Source organism: Thalassospira australica (assembly GCF_000763295.1).
GTDB classification, from domain to species: Bacteria; Pseudomonadota; Alphaproteobacteria; order Rhodospirillales; family Thalassospiraceae; genus Thalassospira; species Thalassospira australica.
Window position 1 is genome coordinate 120751 of sequence record NZ_JRJE01000020.1, and the last position, 26116, is coordinate 146866.

Sequence of the window (26116 nt, forward strand, 5' to 3'; positions counted from 1 at the left end):
TGCCCCCATGAATGATGGCTTGGACCTACCGCCGGGCATTGGCCCGCACAATGATCGCGAACTGGAATTGATGCTGGCCGGGACAAAGCCGATGGCGATGTTTTCCGACGCCGTTCATGTCAGCGACTATTTCCCTGACGCCGATTTCGCCTCGCATGTCAAATCAGGCCGGATCATCCGCGTTGAGGAAATCATCCCCCGCCCACCCCATGAGATGCGATACCTATTCTTCGCCCTGCCCGGCGAGGAATGGCGGATCAAGGAAGCGTTGGTGATGTGCCGCAATCTATGCGCCGGGACGGTCAAGGACCATGACGCGGATTCGGCGCGGATGGGGGAGTTGTTGGGGTATTCGGCTGAGGATATCGAAGCATTCCTAGCGCACGTAAAACGTCGATCAGCTTCAACTGTTTTCTGACAAACTTTTGGTTAGCTACTTCACGATAAATGCACCAACCAGACCAAAGCAAATACAAGGTTAGAATGCACTGAAAATTGGCAAGTATGCGCCCAAATCTTAACAAAGATTCAAAAATTCAAGCGTAATGTGCAGAGTGATATAAAAGCGAAAACTATTTTTTATTTCTCTCGCAAGGGTTGAGTCATGGCCGAAACTGAGATCGAATGGACAGACGCAACTTGGAACCCGGTTGCTGGATGCAGCATTCAATCAAGTGGCTGCAAAAATTGCTACGCAATGCGCATGGCAAAGCGTCTGGAAGCTATGGGAGTAGACAAATACAATGGCTTAACCAAAACGGTGAATGGTAAGGCCGTCTGGACTGGGAAAATCAGAGAAGACAGGCAAGCTCTGGAAGCGCCTCTAAACTGGAAAAAGCCCAGAAAAATATTTGTAAATTCCATGAGCGACTTGTTTCATGCGGATGTGCAGGAAAGCTTTATAAAAGCGGTCTGGCAAGTCATGAGCCAAACCCCGCAACACAATTACCAAATCCTCACCAAGCGACCTGATAGGATGTTGGAGATATTGAGTGGCTCGGACTACGCTGTTTTGCCAAATGTGTGGCTTGGAACGAGCGTCGAAAGTATCGATGTTATTGAGCGCATAGGCTACTTGCGCAAAGTCCCGGCGGCAATTCGGTTCATCTCCTTTGAACCACTTATTGGCGCAGTAGGGCCTACGAACTTATCTGATATTCACTGGGCCATTGTGGGTGGCGAAAGCGGGCCGAATGCGCGTCCAATCAAGGAAGCATGGATTGATGAAATTCATGATCAATGCACAATTTATGATACAGCATTCTTCTTTAAACAGTGGGGCACTTGGGGTTCTGACAACAAGAAGCGATCCAAAAAGGCCAACGGTCGCGTTTATAGAGGACAAACTTGGGATCAAATGCCCGCACACGCTATGTGATAGACTTCCTCAGGTGCCTGACGATCCTTTGAGCAATGTTTTTCGCTGGATTGGAAGGGTTTGACATCGCGAAGAACAAAGAAAATAACTGCGGCCCTTGTGTGTTTCTGAGAGGAATTGGTTCGGATACCCAAGCTGTGAATTCGGTTTGCAATCTTTGCTTAACATAAGCTTCTATCGCCGGAATTTTAGCATTTCGCTCTAGCCGCTCACTGTCTGCGAAGAAGTCTGATTGGGTAGCAGCTTCATAAAGAGCATCACGCCAATCCGTGGTTCCCAAACAACGATCAATCGCTTTGCTTTTGTCTTCGTCAATCTTATCAAAGTTTCTGGCAGCCTGTCGGTACAAGCCTGAGAGCGGAAACAAGAACCACAGATCAATAGCCTTGGTGGCCGCAATATCTTTCAGAGTTTGCCACTCAACCTGCATACCGTAGGGATCCAAGAATAGTACCGCGCGGGTACCCCAATACCCACCTCCGCGCCCCCACTGAGTTGAACGGCAAAATTCTTGCACCAGCTCATTGGCATCGCCTTGGCGGCACCGCGTCTTCTTATTTGGAAACCTTGAGCAGAGCTTCTCCAGGGCATCAACGTGCTTAGCTTTCTTATCGATGAAAAGATACTCGTCAAACTTGTTATCCATCTGCAAAACTAATTGTGCAGATCCTGGGGTGATAGTTTGACCTTCACTTTCTTCCCCTAGAAGGGGAAAGCCATTGTGGGTTGTAGTTCGGCTTCCCGTTCCTGCAAAGGCATCGACATAAATGTTACGATAATTCTGGCCACTCATCACATGTAGATAGGCCTCAAGGTAGCGTTGGATCACGTTCAACTTTATCTCGGTGTGACGCCCACCGAACTTATGCTCAACTGCCATTCAACACCCCTGAAGATCACAACCGCTAGTTTAGATAAATTAACCACCCTTAGTAAACACAACCTAAATATTCAGCTATCCTTACTCAGCTAATGCTCTAGTTGTTTGCTTTACTTATCCCGCTGCGCCTTATCCGCACTCCGCTTAACAACACTCACCCCCAAAACCCCCAATGCAATGCCCCAGATCGGGCTGGTATTGACAAGTGCTGCGATAATCGCCGGGGCCTGAAGCGGCGTTAAGATGATGGCATAGGCAATCGCGCCCATGGTCATGATCCAGGTGAGCGCGACGGCGTAGCCGAAGCTCGGCCGCCAACGCCTCACAAAGGCATCTTCGCTGGCGACCTCGGCGCGGATGGTGCGGTTAACCGACTTAAGCGTTTCGGTATCGCGCGCCAGTTCGATTTCGGCCATGCGTTCGGTGTGGCGGTTGGCAGCAGTGATCTGTTCCGGGGTGACGTCGCCCTTGGTTACCGCCTTTTCAACCTGCTTGAGGCCTTCGGCCGCCGTTTTGGCAATCGGGTTGTCGATATGATCAAGCCCCGCACCGACCGCCTTCATCAAAAGCGGCAGGCCGATTTGGGCAAGCAATGCCGGGATCATTTTATACCTCCATCAAATTCGGGGCATCCAACCGATGGCCGGGATTGTCGGTAAGACGTGGCGAGAAGGAGCATTGGAGAGAACCGGCGCGCAGCGTACATGCCCGTAAGTAAGCACCGGAAGCGCAGCCAATGCTTCTTTGCAGCCCGTCTTGGCGGCAATAGCGGCCATCGGATTAGCCGATATCGCGATAGAACAGGTGCCCACCAATCTCGGCAACCGGCACATGCCCACGCGCCCAATAGGGATCCACCGCGTGGGTGTGGTAATGGGTCGCCCCATCGGTTTGATCGGGAAGATCGCCCGTCACCGCGCGCTTGGCGATGCGTTTGCACAGGCGATAAGCCCTGTCACGCGGACTGATCGCCAAAAGTTTCTTGCGGTTGGGGTCCGCTTCGTTCCAGCAGGAAAACTGCGCCGGTTTGAGGCACACCGATTTGATGTCATGGCCCCACCAATAGCGTCCGCGCGATTGCGCCACCGCCACCCGGTTAAGGATCACCGATGCCACCGCCTCAATCCCGGCAAGCTCTTCGCCGCGTGCCTCGCCATAAAGGGTTCGGGCCAGAACATCGATCTCGGAAAGGGTTTCGGGTGCTGTTGGCGCTGGTGGCGCAGGTGATGTTGTGGTTTCTGCCGCTGGTTTGGTCAGGGGGGCTGTATCAAGGCTCATGGGGTCAGCTCCTTTTTAACCGGCACGTCAAGTTTGGCCTCGATCCGAAGCAAATGCCCGGTCAGGCGTTTTTCGACGTCCTTGAGATAGGGGATGGAGACATAATTGCGCGCAACATCAAGCTTAAACGCCGCCAGACCATCGCGCAGGTCACTCACGTCATTTTCATGGCGCGTGCGTTGGGTTTCGGTGCGATTCAGAAGTTCCGCGCGCATGCGCCAATGCAGCCAAAACAAGCTGGCGACCGCCGGAATTTCCACCGCCGTGATCCACCAGATCACGTCAACAGGTTGGGTCATATGGGCCTCGAAATTCTAGAGCGCATCGCGTTTAATCCGTACCATTTTGCCGGAGGGTTTGATCTTGGCGACGTTTCGCGGCGTTACACCGTTTGACCGATGCCCGCAGCTCTGCACGCTGTGCCTTGCCAAACGACACGCCAAAAACAAACGAAATGATGCCGATTAAACGCGACGCGCTCTAACAAAGAAAAACCCGCAAACCGGATGGCTTGCGGGTCAGGTGACCGTTCCCTCCACCCGGGGCAACACCCCGCGGGTTGGATGGGCGGTTAAAACCGTCAGAAGGCAGATATCAAAGGGCCGCATGCATCGGCCCAAGGGCTCAGGCCAAGCGCCTAGGCTGCCGGTCCGTTCAGCTTTTCTTCAAGGTCCTGCCAAGCCTCGCCAGAAGCAACAAGGCAGCTTGGGCCGGACGGATAGGTAAACAATATGGTCCATGTCTGACCGTCGGGCGCCTTAAGCACCTCGATCACGCCGCCATTGGATGTCACGCCAACCGCGACTGGTTCTTCGGAATATTTCGCACTCAGACTGTCAATGACCTTGGACCGGTCACCGCAGACGGGCGACGCCATGGCGTCTGGAAGTGTCGCAACTGTAACGGCCCCTGCCATCACAGCGATCAAGCTCAGTGTTTTCAACATGGTCAGGCCTCCTGACAGTCAGGTGCGCCCACATGGACGTCTTGTTGTCCTGGACTGTTAAATGGATCAACAAATTGACCTTTGGCCGTTTCCCGGAGCCTTCATGATCAACGGCCCCTGATTCCTCTGGCTTATATGCTCTTTGGTATAGTAAAAATTCGGCGTTACTATTCTTTCATATAATAAACGTAGGGTCGAAAACTGAATTTTCCATGAACATTTCACAAATGTGATACAAAGCCGCGCTAACCATTTGGCATTGTGAGAAAGTTTTTCCTGCACTCACGGATTGAAATGGCTTTCCGCCCGGAAAATCCCGCCGTTTGACCGCCAGTCGGCCCGCCGTATCGGCATATCCACCCGTGGCAAGCGCACCGGTTCGGCCAAAATGCACCCTGCGACCGCATCAAGCCCCCTTGGCCACAAACCGCCACGGATAGCCCGCCAGCATCCCGTCGCGTATTGCTGGATAAAGCATGCGGGCAATTTCCGCCTCCGCCCCCTCTTCCTCAAAGGATGAAATCGGCGCCGCCCCAATCATCACCAACGCACGTGCACACAACGCCATATCACTTAACGCCATCTGATCCCCCCCCCCAAACAGGCCCCAAACAAAAAACGGGGCCCGGAAAACCGGACCCCGCAGTAAAATCAACCGTCAGACTTATGATGCCGACGGATAGAACGCCTTGATCGCATATGTCATCGCGATGTTGCGTGGGCGGGTTTCGACACCGCCAGCTGTCTCTGTTTGATCGATTGCTGACCCGGAGCTACGGTGAATGCTCAGGTTATTGCCCGCTTGACCGACCTCACGAAGAATACCAACTTGATGGAAATGTTCTTTGAACTCATCGGCTTGCGATGAACCAAACACACGTCCGGCATCAACGCCGCGACCATCATCGAAACCACGCACGAACTCGCCGCGAAGATCCGGAAGATTGAAGGTCGAGGTTTCGTCGCCTGCACCCCAAACGGTACCAATGGTCGCAAACAGATCAGCATATTCGGTGCGCGAGATGGCCGAACCATCGCAGACCAGCCAGCCGGTCGGCGGGGTTGGCATGGCAAATGCGGACACAGCACCGATTTCACTGCCGGTAACGATACCGCCGCCAGAACCGCCCCCCGTAATCAGGGTTTCAATCGCCTGAAGAAGCTGGGTCTTGTCATCGCAATCGGGCCAGATGCCAGCCCCCTGAATGACATTGAGGATTTCACATTCGACCGGGGTATTTCCCTGCATAAGCAGTCTCCTTGGTTGGGTAAAAGAAAACCCCGGCAACGCATGTCACCGGGGCGAGGTTGAGGGAGGACGAAATCAGGTTGGATCAATCGGTGTTGCTGGTGCCAACCGCCGTCATGTCGCGGACATCAACGCCTGATGCGCCGGAGCGTGCGACGACGAACAGGCCGCCAGACAGGGTGGCGTCGCGGTTGGTGTTGGCGATGATGAAATCGCCGACGCGCAGCATGTCGCGTGCCTCGGCAAAATAGTTCGCCGTATCAACGTCAGCGGCGACGTCCGGGGTGATGTAGTGCCAAAGCGTAAAGCCGTTGGCATATGCCAGAACACTCAGGTTTCTGGCCTTGAAACCTTCTGCCATTTTGGTCTCCTTGGTTCTTTTGAGCTTGTGGGTCGAGATCCCCGCCTTTGCGGGGGTGACGGTGCCCGAAACAGGTGGATGGAACGAACGTCATTCCCGCGCAGAGCCTGTGCCCGCGAAGGCGGGTACGGGAACCTCGCGCAATAGGCTGAGCAGGACTTTGTCGTTATTCCTGCGCCTGCAGACACACCACCCCATCGCCATCAATGAGCGTCGCGCCCTGGCTCATGGAGTTGTTCACAAAGTGTGCTGCGTGATCCCCGTGCCAGGTGATGTCGGACTGAACGTCTGATCCGATTGCATGGCCAATGGCGGTGCGGTGATACCAGAAGCACGACCGAATACCGCTTGCGACCGGAAGGCCGGAATGGGGCATCCAAAGGGTTCCGAGCCAGCGTTTGGCTTGCGTTCCCTTCCACGGCAAATCGTCATCACCGATATAATCAGATCGTGAAAATTCATCGATCGAGAGCAGTTCCGACCATTGTTTCCAGCCGACAATCGCATAACGCTGCCCGTCATCGGGTACATCGCGGTCGCCAAGGCCTTCGAAGGCCATCATGACCTTATCAAGGGTCATGCCCTCGGCATTATCGGACACGACATCGTCGGCCCCGACCAGTGCATTGATGATCAACTCGTCGGTCTTGCGCCCCAGCGCATAGGCCCCCGCATTGGCCAGCACCATCTTTTCATCATGGTTGATTTTAAGTTCATCAAGCGCATCGACCCAGTCCCCGGCATAGTAATCACGCAGATCACACCGCACCGCCTCGTGATCAACATTCATCACCGGCACCTTGCCATGACGGGCCTTGGTGGTGGCCGTGCCCTTGCCGACCTTCTGGAAAACCGTGGTTGCGCCCTTGATCGCGTTTTTCACCCGCACTGTATTGCGCAGCTTTGATCCCATGCGTTGATAGGCCTGATGCACATCGGCCTGAAAATGGTCGATAAAGCTTTGATCAATCGTGGTTGTCATCGATTACGATCCCCTTGTTGCAAATGCGTTGCGACCATGCGCAGGCAGCCAATTGCGGCACTTGCCACAATTGCCCGCAAACCGGTCATCTTCCGGTCATGGTTCCATGTTTAAAAAGACCCATCCCTACCGGGATAAGCGTGGGATTTGTCCCGGCCTGTTGCACTTGACGGGCATTTCCCCGCGTTTCTCGCCAATCAGGTCCAGACCCAAAGAGTATGTGTCGTGAAGAAACCGGTTTTGCTTGTGTTCACCCTGATCGGGCTTGGTGTTGCGGCTTATTTTCTTTTGCCGCTGACCCCCGTTCCCGATTACATCAATGCTGTCATCGACCGCGCAGGACGCCTGTTTTAAGGCATCTTGCCGTTAAGCCCGCCTATGCCCCCGACAGGCGGGCAAAATCCGCCTGCACCTCTGCGACAAGCGTTGGGTCACGGTCGCGCCAATAGCGCGGATCATTCATCTTGCGCGCGATATCAGCCCGAATATCCCCACGACCATTCCCGGTATCCCCGGTGCCAAGTGCGGCCTCGCCGGCCTGTTCCATCATGCGATGCAACGCCCGCACACCATCGGCACTTTGAGACAGCGCCTCAAAGGCCGCATCAGGCAAATTGGCCTTGCCCCAGCTTTCAATTTTCGGCGCCAATACCTTCCAGCTTTCCGCCCCGCCAAATTCGGCAATAAGCGTGGCCCGATCTGTGGCCCGGGCGGCAGCCTGATCCATTTCAGACAGCATGGGCGACAGGATTTCCCCGGCCAGATCATAAACAAGCTGGGCCTGTGCGTTGCTAAAACCGGCCGCATGCAGGCGCTGATTAAGATCAACATCCATCTCGCCCAAGCCATCCGCAATCGTGATCGCATAGGCGTCTGGCGTTTCGGGAACGACATCGGCATGTGCGGCAACATCAATCCCGGTTTCTGGCAGTGTACGGTCCGTATTGGGTACTTCTGGTGTTTCGGGGGATTCGGATACGTCCGGTGTTTCCAAAGAATCAGAGATCCCGGTTTCAGACGACAGAAGATCAGCTTCGGTTGTCATGCGAACACTCCGCTAAATGGGGGTAAACTTTGTTTGGCATCTGTGGCGCGAGGTTCCCGTACCCGCCTTCGCGGGCACAGGCTCTGCGCGGGAATGACGTTCGTTCCATGCACCTGTTTCGGGTACCGTCATCCCCGCGAAGGCGGGGATCAATCCACTGCCGAACGTTCCGCCAATCGTTTGATCTGCAACACCAAGGCACGCTTGCCTTCGCGCATCCACATCGCCTTGTCACTGGCATCCGGGCCCAACGCGCTTTGCAGGAAATGGCATTCAAGATCGGCCAGAACCGCCTGCCCGGCATCGGTTTCAAAGCAGGCCTGCCAATGGTCGCTGTCGGCTGCTGTCAATGCCGCCCCGTCCGGGTCAAACCAGTCCCATCCACTTTGGGTCATGTCAAGGCCTCCTGTATTTCGTTTGGCAGGGCCGGACGCAGCAAATGGTCGGGCACGCCAAACTGATCGGCAAGCCATCGGACCATGACGGGCAAATCCACCTCGCCCAATGCTTCGGGACCAAGGGTTGCGATCCGCGAAAGCCAATCAAGGGCCTGTCCCGCCTGAACGCGCTTTGGCAATTGCGCAAGCGGCGCGGCATGGCGCAAACAGACAACGTCGCCATCCAGCGGGATATCTGGAAGTTCGCCATTTTTGGCCAGGATATAAAGCGCACGGCGGATCAGCGGATACAGCAATTCCGCCTGCAACCGGCCATAGGTTGCGCCCAAAAGCCGCGCATTTTCCGATGCGCGTTCAAGAACCTCTGTCGCGGTCATGCCCGGTTGATCGGTCTGCCCCAACCGGTCGGCCAGCAAACAGCGCCGAATACGATCCCGCAAATCCGACAGCACAAGATCAGACACATCAAACCGGCCCGGCGCCTCAAGCGGCTTGAGTCCCGCCGATCCCACCGCCTTGGGAATGATGCTGCCCGGCACAAGCCGAATGGTTGCCGGGTTAAGAACCCCGTCATCATCGGCCTGCCAGATACCAGTCACCGCGATGGAAGCATTTTTAAGCACCAGCTCAACCACCTTATTGGCAGTCTTGATGTCCGGCAGGGCCTTCATCACAGGCGACCGGCCATAAATCTCACCCGGTGCCTTCATCCAGCGAAAGGCGATATAGGGCGACACATCAAACGCCGCGCGATGGATCAGATCATTGTCCCCCGCGCCCGCCGGACGGCCACCACCGCCCCCATCACCACCACCGTCTGCATGAAAAACACACAGCATATAGCCCAATGCCCCATCGGGATTTGGCAAAACCGCCTCGATCACATCAAGGCGCCTTTGGGCATCCTCGGCGTCGCTTTTGGCAATGGCACCAAGATTGGCATCGGGCCAGTTGGCCTTGATGTCATCACGCGTAAGCGACATCTTGCGAAACACCGCATCCATCTTGCCATCCGATCGTTCTTCAAACGCCAGATCACGCAACGGCACGGCGGCAAAGCGAAAGGCCGACGGGCTATGCACATCGGCCTTTTCAAGCCGCAAGCAGGCGGTTCCGGCCGTTACCAGATCCAGAAACGCCTGGTGCATTTCAACCGCAAAATTGGACCGGTCAAAATGCCCTTGTAAAATCCGAACGGCCCGGCCGAGTTGTTCGGTCAGAACATGTCGATCATCGCTGGCAACATTGCCGCCCGGCTCCAGATCAAACCACCCGCCCCCCGGCGGGGTGATTTCGGCCATCAGGCTGGCGGCAAGCTGTTCGACCGCATCGGGTGCAGTTGCATCAAACACCCGGTCAAGGCGCTTGCCGCCATTGATCTGGTTGCTGGCTGCGCCATTGCGTTGTGGCAGGGCAAATTCATAACAATCCTGCCAATGGGCCATCCAGTTGCGCCGCCGCCCCACCGCCTTTTGATAGCGTTGGCGCAAGACAGGAATGGCGATCGTGCGATCCGATGTGCCAATAGCAGTGCACTTATCTTGCGCCGCACTTTTCAGCGCAGCTTTTTGTGAAGCCTGTTTTGCCATGCCTATCCCCCCAACAAATTCTTACCGCCTGCGGCCTTGTTGATCCGGTCGGTCAACAGCCCGCGATAACTGGTTCCGACCAGACTTTCCCGACCATAACGGCGGCGTTCCAGCGCCTCTGTCCGTGCAGATCGTGCGGCGTCTTCTGCACTGGTTTCGTCATCGGCAGTCGCGGTTTGCCGTGAAACCGCGGGCGCGATGGTCGCCGGTTTCGGTGTGGAAAACAGACTTCCCATTGCAGCCTCCGGGGTGTGATCTTCGATATCTTGTTTGGCGCTTGTGGTTCGGCGTTCCCGTCCCCGCCTTCGCGGGCACAGGCTCTGCGCGGGAACGACATTCGTTCCATGCTGGTTTTGTGGGCTCCGTCATCCTCGCGAAAGCGGGGATCTCGCGCAGCTTGCGCACCCCAAACGCAAAACGCCCGCAAGGGTTAGAACCCTGCGGGCGCAATTGTGGCGTTGATTTGTCTCTTATGTCACATTAAAAGGAACAAATCAAGAACATTTTTCAGAAAAAAACACATCCCCGATTTGATGTGCGTTTTCCGTGGTTTTTCGCAGATGGCGATAAAGCTGCCAGGGGGTGATGATCCAGAACCCGGAAATGCCCAACACACGCTTGACCAGTTCCACACAGCTCATCGGACCAAAACGGATCTTGCGGGCCACAGATTGCGGATAGCCAGCCCAAACGCAGTGATACCCAATGGCCTGATAATAGGCATACGGATCAAAGATCGGCGAATAGCACCAACTTTCGCACCGCACCCGATGGCTTTGCGGATCAAGGCAAATCCATTCCCCCGCCCGAACGCCAGACACCAGCATAAAGCAATGGCGAAAACCCGGCCTTAACACCCGCAGCAACGGTTTTTCCGGGGCATCGGCGAACACCACCAGAACCGATACTTCGCGCCCGGATGCAGATTGCGAAACCCAATGATCGGCCATGTCCTGTACAGTGGATTTTGGCAAGGCGGGTTTGGTCACGGCGGGTTTTGGCATCGTCATTCCCGATACATCCCGCATGGCGATAAATCCCCCCCCAGTTCGACCGCGACGTCCTCGTGATGAAATGCCTCGTCGCGACCACGTTTGACAATGCCGCGTGTTATCAGAACGTTTTCAAGGGCTTCCATGGCATGACGCCACAGATCATCCTTGCCCTTTTCCCGCAGATCACGGGGATCGGGTTCGCGTTCAACAAGGCCGAAATATTCCAGAACCTGCAAATGCCGGTCGCCCAGAATCCCGCCCTGTTTAAGACGCATCACCGCATTATAAACATCGTCGGGGTCACACGGGCGCACCACCTCGCCCGCATCGGCAATCACGCGGGCCCCTTCGATCCGGGCGGTTTGACAGCGCACAAACCAGAACCACGCCTGACGCGCACTGGCAAAGGGGGTGATGGTCCGCTCAGACAGCGGCTTGGGAAAAAGTCTTTGTTCGGTCACGGTGCCCTCCTGCTTGTTTGAACCTGCTTGCAACGCCGGGTTTACGCACCGGGACAATCCCAAAACCCGCCAAATGCCCGCGAAACAGGCGCACTTCACCCATCCCGGCACATCGCAATGTGCAGAGCAAAGACTGGCGTTTTGTGATTTCCCCAAAGGCAGCATCTGCCGCCCACTTCCGACAACAGGGCTGCGCCCGCTGCCAAACTTGCAGCCCGCCCCGTTCGTCAGGACTTACTTCTGGATGCAATTCCGGTGTTGATACACAAGCTATAATCCCTTTTTGTTCTCATTGTAAAGGATTAATTTCCTATTCAAAAGATTAGACCACCCTGTCGCATTGGTCGAAACCAACAGGTGCAATCTCTTAATCCCTTGAAAATCATTCAGAAATAGAACTGCGCTATGGCAGGTTCTCTTTGACCACGACTTCCATGGTCAGCTTGGCGACATCTTTTTCCGCCGGGTTGCCCCCGCGCAGGTTTTCAAATGTCCGAAGGGCATTTTGCACGATCACACCAGGGCTTTGGGTGATCACCACATCCATGAGGCCTTCGAGCAGGAACCGCCGGGTATCGGGGGTCAGCCCGTGACCGATAAAGATGATGTCCCCGGCACGTCCGCTTTCGCGCAAGGCACGTGCAACCCCGTCAGATGATCCGCCGACGTTATAAATCCCCACCAGATCAGGATATTCTTCAAGCAGTGACTTGGTGTGCAGGTAGTTTTCGCTGCGATCATCATGGCCTTCGCGGGCAGCAACCACGCGGATATCAGGGAAATCTTCGGCCATCAGCGACAGAAATCCCATTTCGCGTTCTTCATGGGCGCGATAGGTGCGGCTGGCGGCAATCATCGCCACCCGCCCGCGATTTGGCCCCATGAACCGGCCCAGCATATAGCCGGCTGTGCGCCCGACCGCCCGGTTATCCAACCCGACATAGGCCGCACGCGGCACGCCGGAAATGTCGGAAACCACCGTAATCATGTGTTTTCCCGCATCCTGCAACTCGGACACGGTTTCACGCACGAGGGGATGATCAATCGCCATAAAGGCAATGCCATCGGCCTTTTGCCCATGTTGGCGAAGGGCCTCGGACAACAATTTGGGATTGAAACTGTCGATGAAAAAGACGCGTGCGCGGATATTATAGCCCGTTGTGGCCTCGGCCGCTGTTTTGATGCGATCCCCCAAAAGCCGCAAATACGGATTGGTCCCCGAGGGCAGCAAAAACACCACCCGCATCGGTTTGGGGCGAAAAACATCCTGCATGTCATTTTCCGGCAGATAACCGAGTTCGGCGGCAGCCTGAAGCACGCGTTTTGCCGTGCGTTCGCGCACACCGGGCCGCTTGTTTAGCACGCGGTCCACCGTTGCCGGGGAAACCCCGCACAGTTCGGCAATATCCTTGATGACTGGCCCGGTTGTCTTTGGCATCCCACCCTCAAAAACATCAAAACACATCATTTTATGATGTTTGATGAGGCAATATGTTTCACGTACTCTGACACTATTCAAGGGAAAACAAGAACAACTCGATCACAAGACAGGCTAAAAGAAGTCATAGACCATCACGGGAGGAAACCATGGTCATCCAAAGCAAGTTCCGTCATATCGCGACAACGTTTGTCGCTGCTGCATCCTTTTCTGTCATGGCGCATGCCGCCAGCGCACAGGAATATGAGCTTAGTTACGGTCACATGAATTCGCCGACCAGCGTTGTCGGCATGCAGGCCGACTGGCTGGCCGAAGAGATCGCCAAAAACACCAATGGCGCGGTCAAGATTGACGTTTATCCGTCATCCCAGCTTGGCAAAATTCAGGAACTCGCAGAAGGCGTTTCCATGGGGGCCATTGCCCTGTCGCATAACACCGCAGGCGCGCTCAGCTCGCTTTACGAAGATTTCGGCGTGCTTGATACCCCGTATCTGTATCGCGATTACGATCACCTGATGAATGTGGTCGACATCAATTCCCCGGTCATGGCCGAACTGAATGCGGGCCTGATTGAAAATACCGGCATGCGTGTACTTTATGCGTTTTATTTCGGCACCCGTCAGCTGACTGCCAATATGGCCGTAAAAACCCCGGCCGATCTTTCGGGCGTTAAAATCCGTGCCATCCCGTCCCCGGTTTATCTGACCGCGGTCGAAGGTCTGGGGGCGGCCCCGGTCCCGGTGGATTGGTCCGAAGTGCCCACCGCCCTTGCCACCGGCATTGTTCAGGGCCAGGAAAACCCGGTCAACGTAGCGGTCGATCATAAACTCTATGACGTTCAGTCACACATGATGCTGACCGGTCATATTTCAGCCGCCGAGATCGTCGTGATCAACGAAGACCTCTGGCAGAGCTTCCCCGATGACATCAAGGATGGCATTACCAAGGCCGCCGAAACGGTGCGCATGAAGGCATCCCAGACGATCCTTGATAAAGAAGCAGGCGATCTTGCCAAGCTCAAAGAAGCGGGCATGACCATCATCGGCCCTGATGACGGCCTTGATGTCGCGGCCTTCCGTGCTGGTGTCGAAAAGCTCGTGCACGAACGTTTCGATGACAAATACGGCAAATATTACGAGCAGATCTCTGCTGTAAAATAATTGGTTTCAGGACGGTTTCGGGGGTGTCACATCCTCGACGCCGGGGAAGCCGTCCTGATTTCGCTTTGCCCCAACTTATTCAGGTTTCGTCATGCCCTACAGGAACTCCCCGATCTATAAGGGGCTGGACCGGACTTGCCGGGTTCTGACCGCTTTTTCCATGGTGATGCTCGCCCTTATGGCTGTGCTGGTGGTCGGTCAGGTGATCTTGCGCAACTTTTTTGATCTGGGCCTGCCCTGGGCAGACGAATTGTCCCGGATTGCCAATATCGCGCTGGTGTTTTTCGCAGTTCCCGCCCTGATGCTTCATAACCGTCATATCGCAATTGACCTGTTGTTCAGCGCGCTTGGCGCACGCGGCAAGGCGGTTCTAAGCTTTGTCAATTACACGCTGATTTCGCTGTTTTCCGCCATTTTCCTGTTTGGTCTTTATAAATTTTTGACGCGCGCGGGCAAATTCACCACCCCTTCGCTGTCTATGCCGAATTACGCCGTCTATGCCCCGGCGGTGATTGCCTTCGCGCTTTTGTTGGCCGTGGCCCTATATCGGCTGATTTCACGCACAGAACCGGTCACGGAATATGACACGGACGAGGCCCGCAACCCGATTGCTGAAGCCATCGCCCCCATCCCCCAAGAAATGTCCCAAGCCGTACCGGCAAAACCATCAGACACAAAATCCGCTGAGGATTCCATCAAATGATGAGTGCAACTCTTCTTATCCTGTTTTTGGCACTCATGATCATTCGCCTGCCGATTGCGATCTGTCTGGGACTGTCATCTGCGGTCGTGATGATCCTGTTTAACCTGCCGATGACGGTTCTGGCGCAGCGCACGCTCAATGCGCTTGATTCCACCCCGCTTCTGGCTGTGCCGCTGTTTATCCTTGCCGCCAATCTTCTCAGCCTGTCGGGTGTGACCAATCACCTGTTTGAACTGGTGCGCATGCTGGTTGGCTGGATCCGGGGTGGCACGGCACAGGTCAGCGTTCTGGTCAGTCTGATTTTCTCGGGCGTGTCGGGGGCGGCCCTTGCCGATATTGGCGCGCTTGGCGCGGTGCAGATCAAAATGATGCGCAAGCAGGGCTATTCAGCCGAATTTGCATCAGGCATCACCATGGCTGCAGCCACCATCGGCCCGATTTTCCCGCCAAGCATTCCGATCATTATCTTTGCCTCTGTCGCCAATGTATCGGCCGTCAAATTGCTGATTGCAGGCATCGTGCCGGCTGTTTTGATCACAGCCCTTCTGATGTTGCAAGTCGGGGTGATGGCGCGGATCTACAAGCTGCCGCGCGACGAGGTGAAATTCAACATTGCCGCCTTTGCCCGCAAGTTTGTTATATCGCTGCCCGCCCTTGCCGCACCGGTCATTCTGATTGGCGGTTTGATTTCGGGGTATTTCGGCCCGACCGAAGTGGCGGGTGTCACGGTGGCCTATGCGCTTTTGATCGGCAAGTTTGTCTATCGCCAGCTTGATCTCAAACGGGTTTTGACAGCGGCGCGTGACAGTGTGGATGCCACGGGCAATGTGCTTTTCATCGTATCTACCGCCGCCCTGTTTGCCTGGGTCCTGACCATGGACCGCCTGCCTGCAACGGCAAGTGAGTTTTTGCTTGGTCTGTCAAGCGACCCGCTGGTGCTGCTTTTGATCGTCAATGTGCTGTTGCTGGTCGTTGGCATGTTCCTGGAATCGATTGCCGCCATCCTGATCATCGCACCGATCATTACCCCGGCCATGACCGCAGCAGGTGTTGATCCGTTGCAGCTTGGCGTGGTGTTTGTGCTCAACCTTATGATCGGGCTTCTGACCCCGCCGGTTGGCATGAGCCTTTATATGGTCAGCATCATCGCCAAGATGCCGCTGCATCGGGTGATCCGTGGTGCGCTTCCCTTCCTGTTACCGCTGTTTTTGTCGCTGCTCGCAGTGACCTGCATACCGGCAATCTCTGTCTGGTTGCCCAACCTTCTGGATTAAGTGAGGAACTATGAGCAGATTTCTGGGTGAAATTCGTCAGCTCGGCTACGTTGTGCCCGATATCGAGGCCGCCATGGACCATTGGTCCGAAACCATGGGCGTTGGTCCCTGGTACTATAACCCCAAGGTCCCGATCGAGGATTACCAGTATGACGGCCAATCCCATGCGGTCCATAATTCCGTCGCACTCGCCAATTCCGGCTATGTTCAGGTCGAACTGATCCAGACGCGGAATGACGCGCCGTCGATGTATCGTGATTTTCTTCAGGCCGGAAACACCGGTTTGCAGCATGTCGCCTATTGGACCGAAAAGTTCGATGACGACCTGGCGCTGATGGAAGGCAAGGGCTTTAAAGTCAAAATGAGCGGCAAGGTCGGTGAAAACGGGCGTTTTGTCTATTTCGACAAGGAAGCGCATCCGGGCACCGTAATCGAACTGTCCGAAGTCGTCGGCCCAAAAGGCCGCCTGTTCAAGTCGATCTACGAGGCCTCCATCGATTGGGATGGTACTGATCCGATCCGTCCGTTCCCGTCGCTTTCGGAAATCTAAGCCATGGATTTGATCGAAGCCCGCTACCTGATTGAAACTCCGCTTGATCCCGAAAAGATCGCCGCTGTGATGGCAGGCGAACAAAGCAGCGGCACCTTTGTGCGCGTTGCTGGTGAAACCGATGAACTGCGCGAACGCTGTGCGGCGCGCATTCTTGGCATCCGTGAACTCAGCCCGGTCAATCACCCCAGCCTGCAAAGTGCCTATCTTGATGCACGCGGGATCAAGGGGCCGTACCGTCGTGCTGAAATCCGCATCGGCTTCCCGGCGGGAAATATCGGGCGCAATCTGGCGACACTGGCCTCAACCGTTTCGGGCAATCTTTATGATCTGGGCGAAATCACCGGGCTTAAGCTGATTGATGTTATCCTGCCCAAGGCATACCGCGATCTTTATGATTATCCGGTCGCAGGCACCAAAGGTACACGCACGCGGATGAATGTGCATGATCGTCCGTTCTTTGGCACGATCATCAAACCCAATGTCGGCATGCGCAGCAATGACATCGCCGATCTGGTCGATCAGCTTTGTGAGGCGGGCGTTGATTTCATCAAGGATGACGAAGTCTGCGCCAACCCGCAATGCGCGCCGCTTGCCGAACGTATTCCCGCTGTTATGGATCGTGTGCGGCGCTATCGTGATCGCACCGGGCGTGACGTGATGATTGCCTTTAACATCACCGATGAAACCGATGCCATGCGCCGCCATGCCGACCTGATCAAACAGGAAGGCGGATCTTGCGCCATGGTCAGCATGAACTGGACGGGGCTTTCAGCCCTTCAGACCTTGCGCACATCAACCGACCTTGTTTTGCATGGTCATCGCAACGGCTTTGGCGCATTTTCGCGCCATCCGCTGATTGGCATGGCGTTTCCGGCTTATCAGACGCTCTATCGTCTGACCGGGATGGATCACATGCATGTCCATGGCATGGGCGGGAAATTCTGTGACGAGGATACCGAGGTCGCAGATTCTGCCGAACGCTGCGCCAACCCCCTTGCCCAAGGCAATGGCGATGAAGACCGCGTTCTTCCGGTGTTTTCATCCGGGCAATGGGCGGGCACAGTTCCAGCCACTTATAAGGCGGTTGGTTCGGCTGATTTCATGTTCCTGGCTGGTGGCGGCATCCTTGCCCATCCATCCGGTCCGGCGGCAGGTGTGACCAGCCTGCGCGAAGCCTGGGAGGCATGCAAGGAAGGCAAAAGCCTTGAAGAATTTGCCAGTCCCGACACCGCCCTTGCCCAAGCCCTGTCATTTTATGGGGCACGGGGCTGACGATGACCAGGTTCGTTTTCTGTGCCGACGATTTTACCGGGGCGTCCGATACGCTGGCGACATTGGCCCGTTCGGGACTTTCCGCAAGGCTGTATCTAAGCGCCGCGGCCCCATCGAACACGGATAACGACCCCGGTCACGGGTCCAAACGCCTCGATGCCTTTGGTGTTGCAACGTCTCTTCGCGCTGTGGGGGTCGAAGACGGCGTTGCAACCATCACCCCGATTGCCAAACAATTGGCCTCTCCGGCGTGCAATCTGTATCACTTCAAGGTTTGCTCAACCTTTGACAGCGCCCCCGACACCGGCAACATCGCCGCCGTTGCCGATCGTTATGCCGATGCTGTTGGCGCAAAATGGAAGGCCATCATTGGCGGCCAGCCATCGCTGAAACGGTTTTGTTTGCTGGGCAACCTGTTTGCCGGTGCCAGCGATGGCAGAATTCATCGTATCGACCGCCATCCGGTCATGGCCCAACACCCGGTCACCCCGATGGATGAAGCTGATTTGCGCTGCCATCTGTCAAAACAGGGGTGGGCGCATGTCGGGTCGATTGACTTCACCATGATCCGCAAGGGCCGCAGCGCGCTGAGTGCGGAAATCAAGCATCGCATCGCTGCCGGGGAAACCGAAACCCTGTTTGACGTTACCGAGGAAACCGATCTTCTGACCATCGGCGAGGCCATCCAAGACATCGCACGCGACATGCCCGTTCTGTGCGTTGGTGCCAGCAGTGTCGCACAGGCCCTGTTTCCGTCCTATGCGCACAGAACGCCCTCGGCACCCGAAGCACATCGGCGTCCCGGCCCGGTCTTTGCCTTTGCCGGCAGTCGATCCCCGCTGACCGCCGAACAGGTCGCACAGGCCAAGAGCTATGTGAAACACAGCATCCGCCCGTCAGACCTGTTGAACACGGCAACGTCGCAGCATCTTATTGATGATTGTGTTGCAGCCTTGAAATCGGGCAAGAACCTGTTGGTATCGCTTTCAGATGATCGCGACCATGATATCGCAAGTCACGATCTTGCACGTGCCAGTGCGACCTTCATCAGCACTATCAGCAATGCTGTTGCGCTTGGCTTTCTGCTGATTGCAGGCGGCGATACATCAAGCATGGCCGTTCAGAAACTTGGCATCGATAGCCTGTCCTTTGCCGCCGATTTTGATGCCGGGGCGCCAATCATTTGCGCCCATTCGGCCAACCGTGAACTTGATCAATTGCCGATGCTGCTCAAGGGCGGTCAGATGGGCAAACCGACCCTGTTTGACAACATTGCGGCCCTGCCCGTTGCCAAGCCTTGACCACCGTCAGAATCAGGAATTAATTCCTTCTTTCGCAACGGACATTCGTCCTGCTAGGATGCGTCATGATCCGACATCAGCAAATATGGGCCGCCCTTGATCAAATCGCCACAGACCACGGTTTAACACCGTCGGGACTGGCGCGACTGGCACAACTGGACCCGACCACATTTAACCGATCCAAACGCACCACAGCCCAAGGCAAGGCGCGCTGGCCATCAACTGAAAGCATTTCCAAGGTGCTGTCGGTCACTGATGTCAGTTTCCGCGAGTTTTCCGAACTGGTTGATGGCAATGGTGCCGGGCGCATTCCCGTCATCGGCTTTGCGCAAGCAGGGAACCGTGGCTTTTTTGATGATGCCGGATATCCCGTGGGCGGATCATGGGAAGACATTACCTTTCCAGCCCTGCATGATCCAACGGCCTATGGGTTGCGTATTTCAGGTGAGTCCATGGCCCCGGTTTTTCGGGATGGCGATCTGATCATTGTCAGCCCGGCGTCAAACATCCGCCCCAAAGACCGGGTGGTTGTCAAAACCAATGACGGCGAGGTCATGGCCAAGGAACTTGTCCGGCGCGGCGCACTGGGGGTCGAGTTAAAATCCTTTAACCCCGATTTCGAAGACCGCTTCATCCCGGCAGAGGAAATTGACTGGGTCGCACGTGTTTTGTGGTGCAGCCAATAGGCGTCAACAACCGACAACGCAGGCATGCACAAGCATGAACAGCACGCAATTGAAAAATTTGTCGAAACCTTCCGTCACTGTTCCTATATGAATTGATAATATTAGGGCGTTTGAATTACACTCAGGCGCGAATATGGTGCGGGAGACCTGCTTGCGACTAGAACGTTATCACATACGCCGATTTCTGGTGATTTTGACTGCCTATTTTATCACCGGCTATGTGGGCCTGCAGCTTCAATATCAGGGCACCAACCAATCGATGGTCTGGCTTCCGCCCGGCATTGGTCTGGCGATGTTGATCGTGTGGGGCTGGCGATATTTTCCTGCGCTTTTCCTTGGATCCATCCTGACAACGATTCCGGCGGGCATTCCGGTTGTCGCCGCTATTCTGATCGGCATTACGTCCTGCCTCTCGATCACTGTTCCGGCAGTGATTCTTGGCCGTTACTTTCGCAGTAACTTGCTGTCGCAATTCCGGGGGTTGCTTGCGTTACTGTTGATCGGCGTCGTTGCCATGCCGTCTTTCTCGGCACTGCTTGGCACCGGCATGGCCTATTTGAACGGCCTTCCGGAGGCAACCGACTTCCTTGCACTTTGGCTGAGTTGGGCTTTGTCGGGCATGGTCGGCGTTTTGGTCACCACCCCGCTTATCGTGCGCATCTGCGAATACCAGTGGAACGCAAAGGGAATTCCGCACTATCTTGAACTGGCGTTCATTGCCGGTTCTGCAACAATCGTCAGTGCCACGGTCAATTCGTCGGCAATGACGTCGCGCCCGGAATATCTTTTTATCTTTGCCTCTTTACCTTTCCTGATCTGGTCGGCTATTCGGTTTGGCCTACTTGGCGCAACATTGGTGAATGCGCTCATCACCATTACCATTGTCATCTTCTCAGCAATGGGCACCGGAAGCTTTATCCAGACCAATGCCAGCAACAGCATTCTTGATATTCACGCCTATGTGCTGTGTGTATCGTTCGTTGCAATTTTGCTTGGGTTTGGCGCAGAGAAGCTCGGACGTATTACCCAACATGCAAAAGATGGTCAGGTCTCAAGTAATATTCAGCAAATCCGCATGAACCTTGCCGTTATTGTTACGGTTGTCGGATTTAGCATTTCCACCATTGCAGCAGTTTACACCTATAGCCAACTTGTCGCAGCAGACCGCAACGTCGCAGAACAATACCGTCTGGCGTTTGAAGCATCGCTGCGCGAAGAACTCAGCAGTGCAACAGACTCCCTGATTGCTGTGGGAACTCTTTTTGATGTCCACGGCAGTATATCGGCCAGTACCTTTGACGCCATGATCGCGCCCTGGGTCAATCGCCGCCCCGGTGTTGCAGCGCTTGAATGGGCTCCGCATGTTGAAAGACGCGCACGTGGTCTGATCGAAGAAAACGCTGCTTTGCGTGGCGTGGATAATTTCGCCATCCGCGAATATGGCGACGGCGCACCTCGGGTTTCGCCGGAAAAGGATGTTTATTATCCTGTTTTCTTCGTTTTTCCGCGTTCGGGAAATGAAAAGGCAATCGGCCTTGACCTTCGGAGCGAAGCTGCGCGCAGACGCGCATTGGAAACATCGCTTCGAACAGGCAGCATCACACTGACCGAGCCGCTCACACTTGTCCAGTCAACCACGCCCGTTACCACTGCATTGGCATTTTTGGCGGTTGAAAATCGCCGCGACAGAACCGGGCCACCGCTTGGTGTCGCCATCGGAGTGCTGCGTCTGACCGACATGATCAGACGCGCAGCCCGGATTGCGCGCATTCCCGCAGACTTTGACATACACCTTGCTGACATGGCGGCAAACGGCGAGCAAAAGCTGATCTTTTCCAATCGCCAACCGGAAACAGCCCTTGGCGATATCCAAAGCCAAATCGAAATCCCATTCAACTCGAATGTTTCGAACTTTACCTATGGGTATCGTGACTGGACGATTGTTATTCATCCACCGCAAGACGGCTTTGCCAGCCTTCTGTACTGGCAGCCGTGGGCCATCTTTGTTTTTGGCAGCACAATCAGCATTCTGCTTTTGATTTACCTGCGGTCACTTAACCGCACGGAAAAGAATATTGTTGACCTTGTTGCCATGCGCACACGTGAACTTGAAGACGCCCGTGCCGAGGCCGAAAAAGCAATGAAGCAGGCCCAACAGGCAGACCGCGCCAAAACCGAATTCGTCGCCCATATGAGCCATGAATTCCGGTCCCCCATGACATCCATCCTGGGATACACCCAACTGGCCAGTGACAGTCTCGACAAGGACCTGTCGGCAGAAACATTGCGCAACTATCTGAAAACCATTCGAGATGCCGGTCGCCACGTCCTGTCATTGATTGGGGATGTTCTTGATATCTCCAAGATCGAAGCCGGAAAACTGACCCTCGAAGAGGCCCCGCTTGATCTGCACCGTCTCTGCGAGGAAGTCGTTTCGATGATGCTTATCCCCGCACGCGATCAGGGGAATACATTGGTGATCAATATTGCCCCGAACCTGCCACGATATGTTGTGGGCGATCCGGTCCGGTTAAAACAGATCGTGACCAATCTGGTATCCAACGCCATCAAGTTTACCAAAAATGGCACGATCACCATATCGGCACAGCCCCTGAACAGTGACGACGATGAACTGTCCTTCCGCATCTCGGTACGCGATGAAGGCATCGGCATCCCATCGGCCAAATTGAAATCGATTTTTGAAGCGTTCTCGCAGGTCGATACGACAATTTCGCGCAAATATGGCGGTACCGGTCTGGGGCTTGCCATTTGCCAACGCATGATCCAGGCCATGGGTGGCACCATTCAGGTCGACAGTCAGGAAGGCAAAGGCAGCCAGTTCTGGTTTGACCTTGCGCTGCCGCGCAGCTCGCAAGAGAAATTTGCTGAATTTGAAGAACAAAACAGCATCCCAACCCCGTCACTTACCCAAGACGGTGAACCGGCCGAAACCGGGAAATGGAACCTGCTGCTGGTCGAAGACATTCAGATCAACCGCATCCTTGCCCAAAAGCTGCTTGAGCAATGTGGTCACACGATCACCACCGCAGCAGACGGACAAATGGCACTTGATCTTCTTGCCGGGGGTGACTTCGACGGGGTTCTGATGGATTTGCATATGCCCGTGCTTGACGGAATGGCTGCAACCCAGAAAATCCGTGCCTTTGAAGACCCTGTAAAGGCCACCATTCCGGTCCTTGCCCTGACTGCGGATATTTCAAACGACAATCTCGAAAAGTTCCGCGAGACGGGCTTTGATGCCTATTGCACCAAACCGCTCGACATTGACAAAATCAATGCAGAACTTGCCCGCCTGGCTCACCGCAAACTGGAAACACGCCAGGTCCGGCACGAACGCACGGCGTGGTAACAAGCTGTCAGATTGGGCTGTGCGTCGTTATTGCGTCACACCGCTCATGGTTTTGAGTTCTTCGGCGACATCCGGGCCAGCAGTCAGGATCGGTGCGCCGTTCTCAAGCACATCGGGCACACCAAGATAATCATTGGCCCAGCCCCCCGCTTCGCGCATCAGGATAATGCCCGCCATGCAATCCCACGGATTGATGTGCGGTTCGTAATAACCGATCAACCGCCCGGCTGCGGCATAGGCCATCATCAATGCCCCGGAACCGTTGCGCACAAAAATGCCTTCGCGGTCCAGAAGTTCCTTGATGAACCCGGTGATCTCATCGCTTTTGGTTCGGTGCGACATGCCAAGTCCAAGCAAACCATCACCCACCGTTTTCGCCGAACTTGCCTTGATCGGCTCTCCGTTGGCAAAGGCCCCCTCGCCAAGACGGGCGGTGAACAATTCATCGCCGCAAGGATGATAGATCAGGCCCAGCACGATTTCGTTATCCACCACCAAAGCAAGCGAAATGCACCAGCTTGGCATCTGATTGACAAAGCAGGCCGTGCCATCAATCGGATCAATCACCCAAAGGCAATCATTGTCGCCTTTCTCGATGCCCATTTCCTCGCCAAGAAATCCGTCTTCGGGAAAGGAATCTGCAATACGGTCACGGATGATGGCTTCGACGTTCTTATCGGCGATGCTGACCATATCAAGGGCGTTTTCCTTGGCCTCGATCTCAAGGTCGCCAGCGGTTCCGTCATAATACTTCATGGCCCGCTTGCCCGCATCACGGATCACATCACGGGCATGTTCAAAGCGTGCCTCAATATCAAGTTTGACGTCATTGCCCATTTAGCATTCCTTTCAACGGCCGCATCAGCGGTAAAAATCATTTCACAGTCAATCAGATACACAAAGACCTGCCCACAGCAAACGGCAAGTTTTAATGACATTTACCAGGCACGGTTTACGGTGATGTTTCCTTTGACCACCAAAGACCAAAATCCTATGCTGTCGGCCAGTTTATGAGCCGCCCCACAGGCGCATTCCCCAAGGGTCAGAACCTGTTTATCCGGTTCTAACCCTGACACAATCAGGAGCATAATAATGGGTCACGGTCACGCCGCCGCTGAGCACACCGCAACCACCTGGACCTGGTACCAGGGCGAATGGCATGAAGGTAATCCCACCATCATGGGACCACAGACCCACGGTGTCTGGATGGCCTCTACCGTATTTGATGGTGCGCGGCGCATGAACGGCAAAATGCCGGACCTTTATCCCCATTGTGCGCGTGTGATCCGCTCGGCAGAACTGATGGGCATGCGCCCCGCCATCACGGCAGATGAAATCGTCGCACTGGTCAAGGACGGTGTCAAAAAATTCGATCCCGACCTGGCCCTTTATATCAAGCCGATTGTGTTTGGTGGGGATGGCTTCATCGCCCCCAATCCCGACAGCGCACAATTTGTGCTGTGCATTACTGTCACCGAAATGCCTGACGCAGTTGAAACCGGCTTTAGCGCCCGTAAATCAAGCTTCCGCCGCCCGTCGCCCGAAAGTGCCCCGACCGAGGCCAAGGCATCCTGCCTTTATCCCAATGTCGGCCGTGCCGTGACCGAGGCGACCGATTCTGGCTTTGATACCGGTGTGATGCTGGACCCGATTGGCAATGTTGCCGAATTTTCCTATGCCAATCTGTTCTTTGCCAAGGATGGTACGGTCTATACCCCGGCAATCAATGGCACGTTCCTGAATGGCCTGACCCGGCAGCGCGTAATCACGCTTTTGCGCGAAAACGGTGTCGAGGTGGTCGAGAAAACCTGCAAATATGAAGAACTTGAAACCGCCGACGAGATCTTTGGCACCGGCAACTATTACAAGGTCGCGCCCTGCGTCAAACTTGATGACCGCAACCTGCAACCCGGCCCGATCACCCGTCGTGCGCAAGAACTTTACATGGCATTCACCGCTGCCAGCGAAGACTGATCCGGGCAGCCGTGCTGCCAACATAAAATGCTAAAGCGCAAACAGCCGCCTTTTCGGGCGGCTGTTTTTGTCTGATCATGACGTGCGGCCGATAAGAAACCCTAGGCCAGATCATCCTTGCCTTCGATCAGGAAATGGAAACTATGTGAACCATTGGTTCGCGCCGCAAGATGCGGGACATATTCCGGATCATTCATGAAATCGAGTGCCGCCTGCTTTGAAGGCCATTCCAGAACAATGCGAAGACCGGCGGCCTGTTCGCTGCCTTCTACTTGCGCGTGTGATGCCGTGCGGGCCAGATATTTGCCACCGTGTTTTTCAACAAGACGATTGGCTGTCGGCAGGTAGTCAGGGATCCAGTCTTCGCTGGTCGGGGTAACGGCAAGAACCGAGTAATAGGTCATGGGATTATCCTTATGTTTGGTGAGCATAAATGCGCTGCGCCGTTAGCGGGCAAAGCCGTTGATCTCTTGGAGAAGTTTCGGGGCAAGTGCCGCATGCCGGGCACGGACATCACCAGGAACATCGCCCAGATGAACCATGCGGGTCGCCGGTGCAGCTGCCAGCCAGCGGTCGGCATAGCGATCCCAGTTGTCGATATGGATATGGGCAGATTCTGCATTGGCAAAACGCTCCCAGATCAGCACATCACCATCATCTGAAACAAAATACTGATAGTTCAGCGTGCCACCTTCTTTCCGGGTTGCCGTAACGATCTCTTGTGCGACAGCTTCGAATTCACCGCGTTTGCCGTCAGCGATTTTTGCTTCAACGATCCAGCCAACATGATCGGTCATTTTCAATCTCCGTTTGTTTGGGTCCG

The 26116-nt window shown here is 55.1% G+C and carries 31 protein-coding genes; 12 read left to right on the forward strand and 19 right to left on the reverse strand.

The genetic code is table 11. The annotated features are described in order from the left end of the window. Nucleotides 1-7: 7 nt before the first annotated feature. A complete protein-coding gene (locus tag JF44_RS0109675) occupies nt 8-418 on the forward strand; it encodes a hypothetical protein (protein WP_033068948.1) in 411 nt (136 codons plus the stop codon). Between the two features lie 186 nt (nt 419-604). Further along, nucleotides 605-1378, forward strand: a complete 774-nt coding sequence (locus tag JF44_RS0109680) for a DUF5131 family protein (protein ID WP_033068767.1) — start codon at nt 605-607, stop codon at nt 1376-1378. On the opposite strand, the gene tcmP is transcribed toward JF44_RS0109680, so the two are convergent. From tcmP to JF44_RS0109725, 9 genes are all read right to left on the reverse strand, one after another. After that, complete coding sequence (tcmP, locus tag JF44_RS0109685; protein ID WP_033068768.1) at nt 1371-2258, reverse strand: three-Cys-motif partner protein TcmP; 888 nt, start codon at nt 2256-2258, stop codon at nt 1371-1373. The genes JF44_RS0109680 and tcmP overlap by 8 nt on opposite strands. Nucleotides 2259-2368: 110 nt before the next feature. After that, nucleotides 2369-2863 (reverse strand): 3TM-type holin, encoded by a 495-nt coding sequence (locus JF44_RS0109690; RefSeq protein WP_033068769.1) that lies wholly within the window; start codon nt 2861-2863, stop codon nt 2369-2371. Nucleotides 2864-3038: 175 nt separating this feature from the next. Further along, nucleotides 3039-3536 carry a cell wall hydrolase gene (locus JF44_RS0109695; protein WP_081944394.1) on the reverse strand — a complete coding sequence of 166 codons (498 nt, stop codon included), beginning with the start codon at nt 3534-3536 and terminating at the stop codon, nt 3039-3041. Further along, nucleotides 3533-3835, reverse strand: coding sequence for a hypothetical protein (locus JF44_RS0109700; RefSeq protein ID WP_033068770.1), 303 nt, complete (start codon nt 3833-3835; stop codon nt 3533-3535). The genes JF44_RS0109695 and JF44_RS0109700 overlap by 4 nt, the downstream gene beginning before the upstream one ends. Nucleotides 3836-4173: 338 nt before the next feature. Next, nucleotides 4174-4482 (reverse strand): hypothetical protein, encoded by a 309-nt coding sequence (locus JF44_RS0109705; protein WP_033068771.1) that lies wholly within the window; start codon nt 4480-4482, stop codon nt 4174-4176. 406 nt (nt 4483-4888) lie between these two features. Further along, nucleotides 4889-5065 carry a hypothetical protein gene (locus tag JF44_RS0109710; protein WP_156111644.1) on the reverse strand — a complete coding sequence of 59 codons (177 nt, stop codon included), beginning with the start codon at nt 5063-5065 and terminating at the stop codon, nt 4889-4891. Nucleotides 5066-5146: 81 nt separating this feature from the next. Beyond that, on the reverse strand, nt 5147-5731 hold the full coding sequence (locus JF44_RS0109715) for a phage tail protein (protein ID WP_033068773.1): 585 nt from the start codon (nt 5729-5731) through the stop codon (nt 5147-5149). An 85-nt stretch (nt 5732-5816) separates the two neighbouring features. Beyond that, nucleotides 5817-6092 (reverse strand): hypothetical protein, encoded by a 276-nt coding sequence (locus JF44_RS0109720; protein ID WP_033068774.1) that lies wholly within the window; start codon nt 6090-6092, stop codon nt 5817-5819. 166 nt (nt 6093-6258) lie between these two features. Beyond that, nucleotides 6259-7074, reverse strand: a complete 816-nt coding sequence (locus tag JF44_RS0109725; protein WP_033068775.1) for a phage capsid protein — start codon at nt 7072-7074, stop codon at nt 6259-6261. A 147-nt stretch (nt 7075-7221) separates the two neighbouring features. On the opposite strand from JF44_RS0109725, the gene JF44_RS20330 reads away from it, so the two are divergent. Next, nucleotides 7222-7428: a hypothetical protein gene (locus JF44_RS20330; RefSeq protein ID WP_156111645.1), complete on the forward strand. Its 207-nt coding sequence runs from the start codon at nt 7222-7224 to the stop codon at nt 7426-7428. Between the two features lie 22 nt (nt 7429-7450). Here JF44_RS20330 and JF44_RS0109730 read toward each other — a convergent pair whose 3' ends face one another. From JF44_RS0109730 to JF44_RS0109760, 7 genes are all read right to left on the reverse strand, one after another. Further along, complete coding sequence (locus JF44_RS0109730) at nt 7451-8119, reverse strand: capsid assembly protein (RefSeq protein WP_052065697.1); 669 nt, start codon at nt 8117-8119, stop codon at nt 7451-7453. A 149-nt stretch (nt 8120-8268) separates the two neighbouring features. Next, complete coding sequence (locus tag JF44_RS0109735) at nt 8269-8514, reverse strand: Bbp19 family protein (RefSeq protein ID WP_033068776.1); 246 nt, start codon at nt 8512-8514, stop codon at nt 8269-8271. Next, complete coding sequence (locus tag JF44_RS0109740; protein WP_033068777.1) at nt 8511-10106, reverse strand: portal protein; 1596 nt, start codon at nt 10104-10106, stop codon at nt 8511-8513. The genes JF44_RS0109735 and JF44_RS0109740 overlap by 4 nt, the downstream gene beginning before the upstream one ends. A gap of 2 nt (nt 10107-10108) precedes the next feature. Then, a complete protein-coding gene (locus tag JF44_RS0109745; RefSeq protein ID WP_033068778.1) occupies nt 10109-10342 on the reverse strand; it encodes a hypothetical protein in 234 nt (77 codons plus the stop codon). Nucleotides 10343-10600: 258 nt separating this feature from the next. Beyond that, a complete protein-coding gene (locus tag JF44_RS0109750; RefSeq protein ID WP_052065699.1) occupies nt 10601-11116 on the reverse strand; it encodes a hypothetical protein in 516 nt (171 codons plus the stop codon). Then, nucleotides 11113-11562, reverse strand: a complete 450-nt coding sequence (locus JF44_RS0109755; RefSeq protein ID WP_033068952.1) for a hypothetical protein — start codon at nt 11560-11562, stop codon at nt 11113-11115. The genes JF44_RS0109750 and JF44_RS0109755 overlap by 4 nt, the downstream gene beginning before the upstream one ends. A gap of 403 nt (nt 11563-11965) precedes the next feature. Further along, a complete protein-coding gene (locus JF44_RS0109760; protein ID WP_033068953.1) occupies nt 11966-13000 on the reverse strand; it encodes a LacI family DNA-binding transcriptional regulator in 1035 nt (344 codons plus the stop codon). A gap of 149 nt (nt 13001-13149) precedes the next feature. Here JF44_RS0109760 and JF44_RS0109765 point away from each other — a divergent pair, with 149 nt between their 5' ends. The 8 genes from JF44_RS0109765 (at nt 13150) to JF44_RS0109800 (ending at nt 23319) form a co-directional block, all read left to right on the forward strand. Further along, nucleotides 13150-14160 carry a TRAP transporter substrate-binding protein gene (locus JF44_RS0109765; RefSeq protein WP_033068779.1) on the forward strand — a complete coding sequence of 337 codons (1011 nt, stop codon included), beginning with the start codon at nt 13150-13152 and terminating at the stop codon, nt 14158-14160. A 91-nt stretch (nt 14161-14251) separates the two neighbouring features. Continuing rightward, nucleotides 14252-14863: a TRAP transporter small permease gene (locus JF44_RS0109770; protein WP_081944395.1), complete on the forward strand. Its 612-nt coding sequence runs from the start codon at nt 14252-14254 to the stop codon at nt 14861-14863. Then, on the forward strand, nt 14863-16137 hold the full coding sequence (locus JF44_RS0109775) for a TRAP transporter large permease (RefSeq protein WP_033068780.1): 1275 nt from the start codon (nt 14863-14865) through the stop codon (nt 16135-16137). Before JF44_RS0109770 ends, JF44_RS0109775 begins: the two co-directional genes overlap by 1 nt. Before the next feature lie 10 nt (nt 16138-16147). Beyond that, nucleotides 16148-16687: a VOC family protein gene (locus JF44_RS0109780; protein WP_033068781.1), complete on the forward strand. Its 540-nt coding sequence runs from the start codon at nt 16148-16150 to the stop codon at nt 16685-16687. 3 nt (nt 16688-16690) lie between these two features. Then, on the forward strand, nt 16691-17962 hold the full coding sequence (locus JF44_RS0109785; protein WP_033068782.1) for a ribulose-bisphosphate carboxylase large subunit family protein: 1272 nt from the start codon (nt 16691-16693) through the stop codon (nt 17960-17962). 2 nt (nt 17963-17964) lie between these two features. After that, complete coding sequence (locus JF44_RS0109790) at nt 17965-19263, forward strand: four-carbon acid sugar kinase family protein (protein WP_033068783.1); 1299 nt, start codon at nt 17965-17967, stop codon at nt 19261-19263. Nucleotides 19264-19328: 65 nt separating this feature from the next. Continuing rightward, entirely contained in the window at nt 19329-19949 is a 621-nt protein-coding gene (locus JF44_RS0109795; protein ID WP_033068784.1) for a S24 family peptidase, read from the forward strand. 151 nt (nt 19950-20100) lie between these two features. Next, nucleotides 20101-23319, forward strand: a complete 3219-nt coding sequence (locus JF44_RS0109800; RefSeq protein WP_238318420.1) for an ATP-binding protein — start codon at nt 20101-20103, stop codon at nt 23317-23319. 27 nt (nt 23320-23346) lie between these two features. Here the strand turns inward: JF44_RS0109800 and JF44_RS0109805 are convergent, their stop codons facing one another. Continuing rightward, nucleotides 23347-24156 (reverse strand): inositol monophosphatase family protein, encoded by an 810-nt coding sequence (locus tag JF44_RS0109805; protein WP_033068786.1) that lies wholly within the window; start codon nt 24154-24156, stop codon nt 23347-23349. Between the two features lie 255 nt (nt 24157-24411). Between JF44_RS0109805 and JF44_RS0109810 the strand changes: the two genes are divergently transcribed. Next, the gene (locus tag JF44_RS0109810) at nt 24412-25293 is read left to right on the forward strand and encodes a branched-chain amino acid aminotransferase (RefSeq protein ID WP_033068787.1); all 882 of its coding nucleotides are present in this window, start codon (nt 24412-24414) and stop codon (nt 25291-25293) included. 101 nt (nt 25294-25394) lie between these two features. Here JF44_RS0109810 and JF44_RS0109815 read toward each other — a convergent pair whose 3' ends face one another. Further along, on the reverse strand, nt 25395-25697 hold the full coding sequence (locus JF44_RS0109815; protein ID WP_033068955.1) for a DUF1330 domain-containing protein: 303 nt from the start codon (nt 25695-25697) through the stop codon (nt 25395-25397). A 42-nt stretch (nt 25698-25739) separates the two neighbouring features. Continuing rightward, nucleotides 25740-26090: a putative quinol monooxygenase gene (locus JF44_RS0109820; protein WP_033068956.1), complete on the reverse strand. Its 351-nt coding sequence runs from the start codon at nt 26088-26090 to the stop codon at nt 25740-25742. Between the last annotated feature and the right edge of the window lie 26 nt (nt 26091-26116).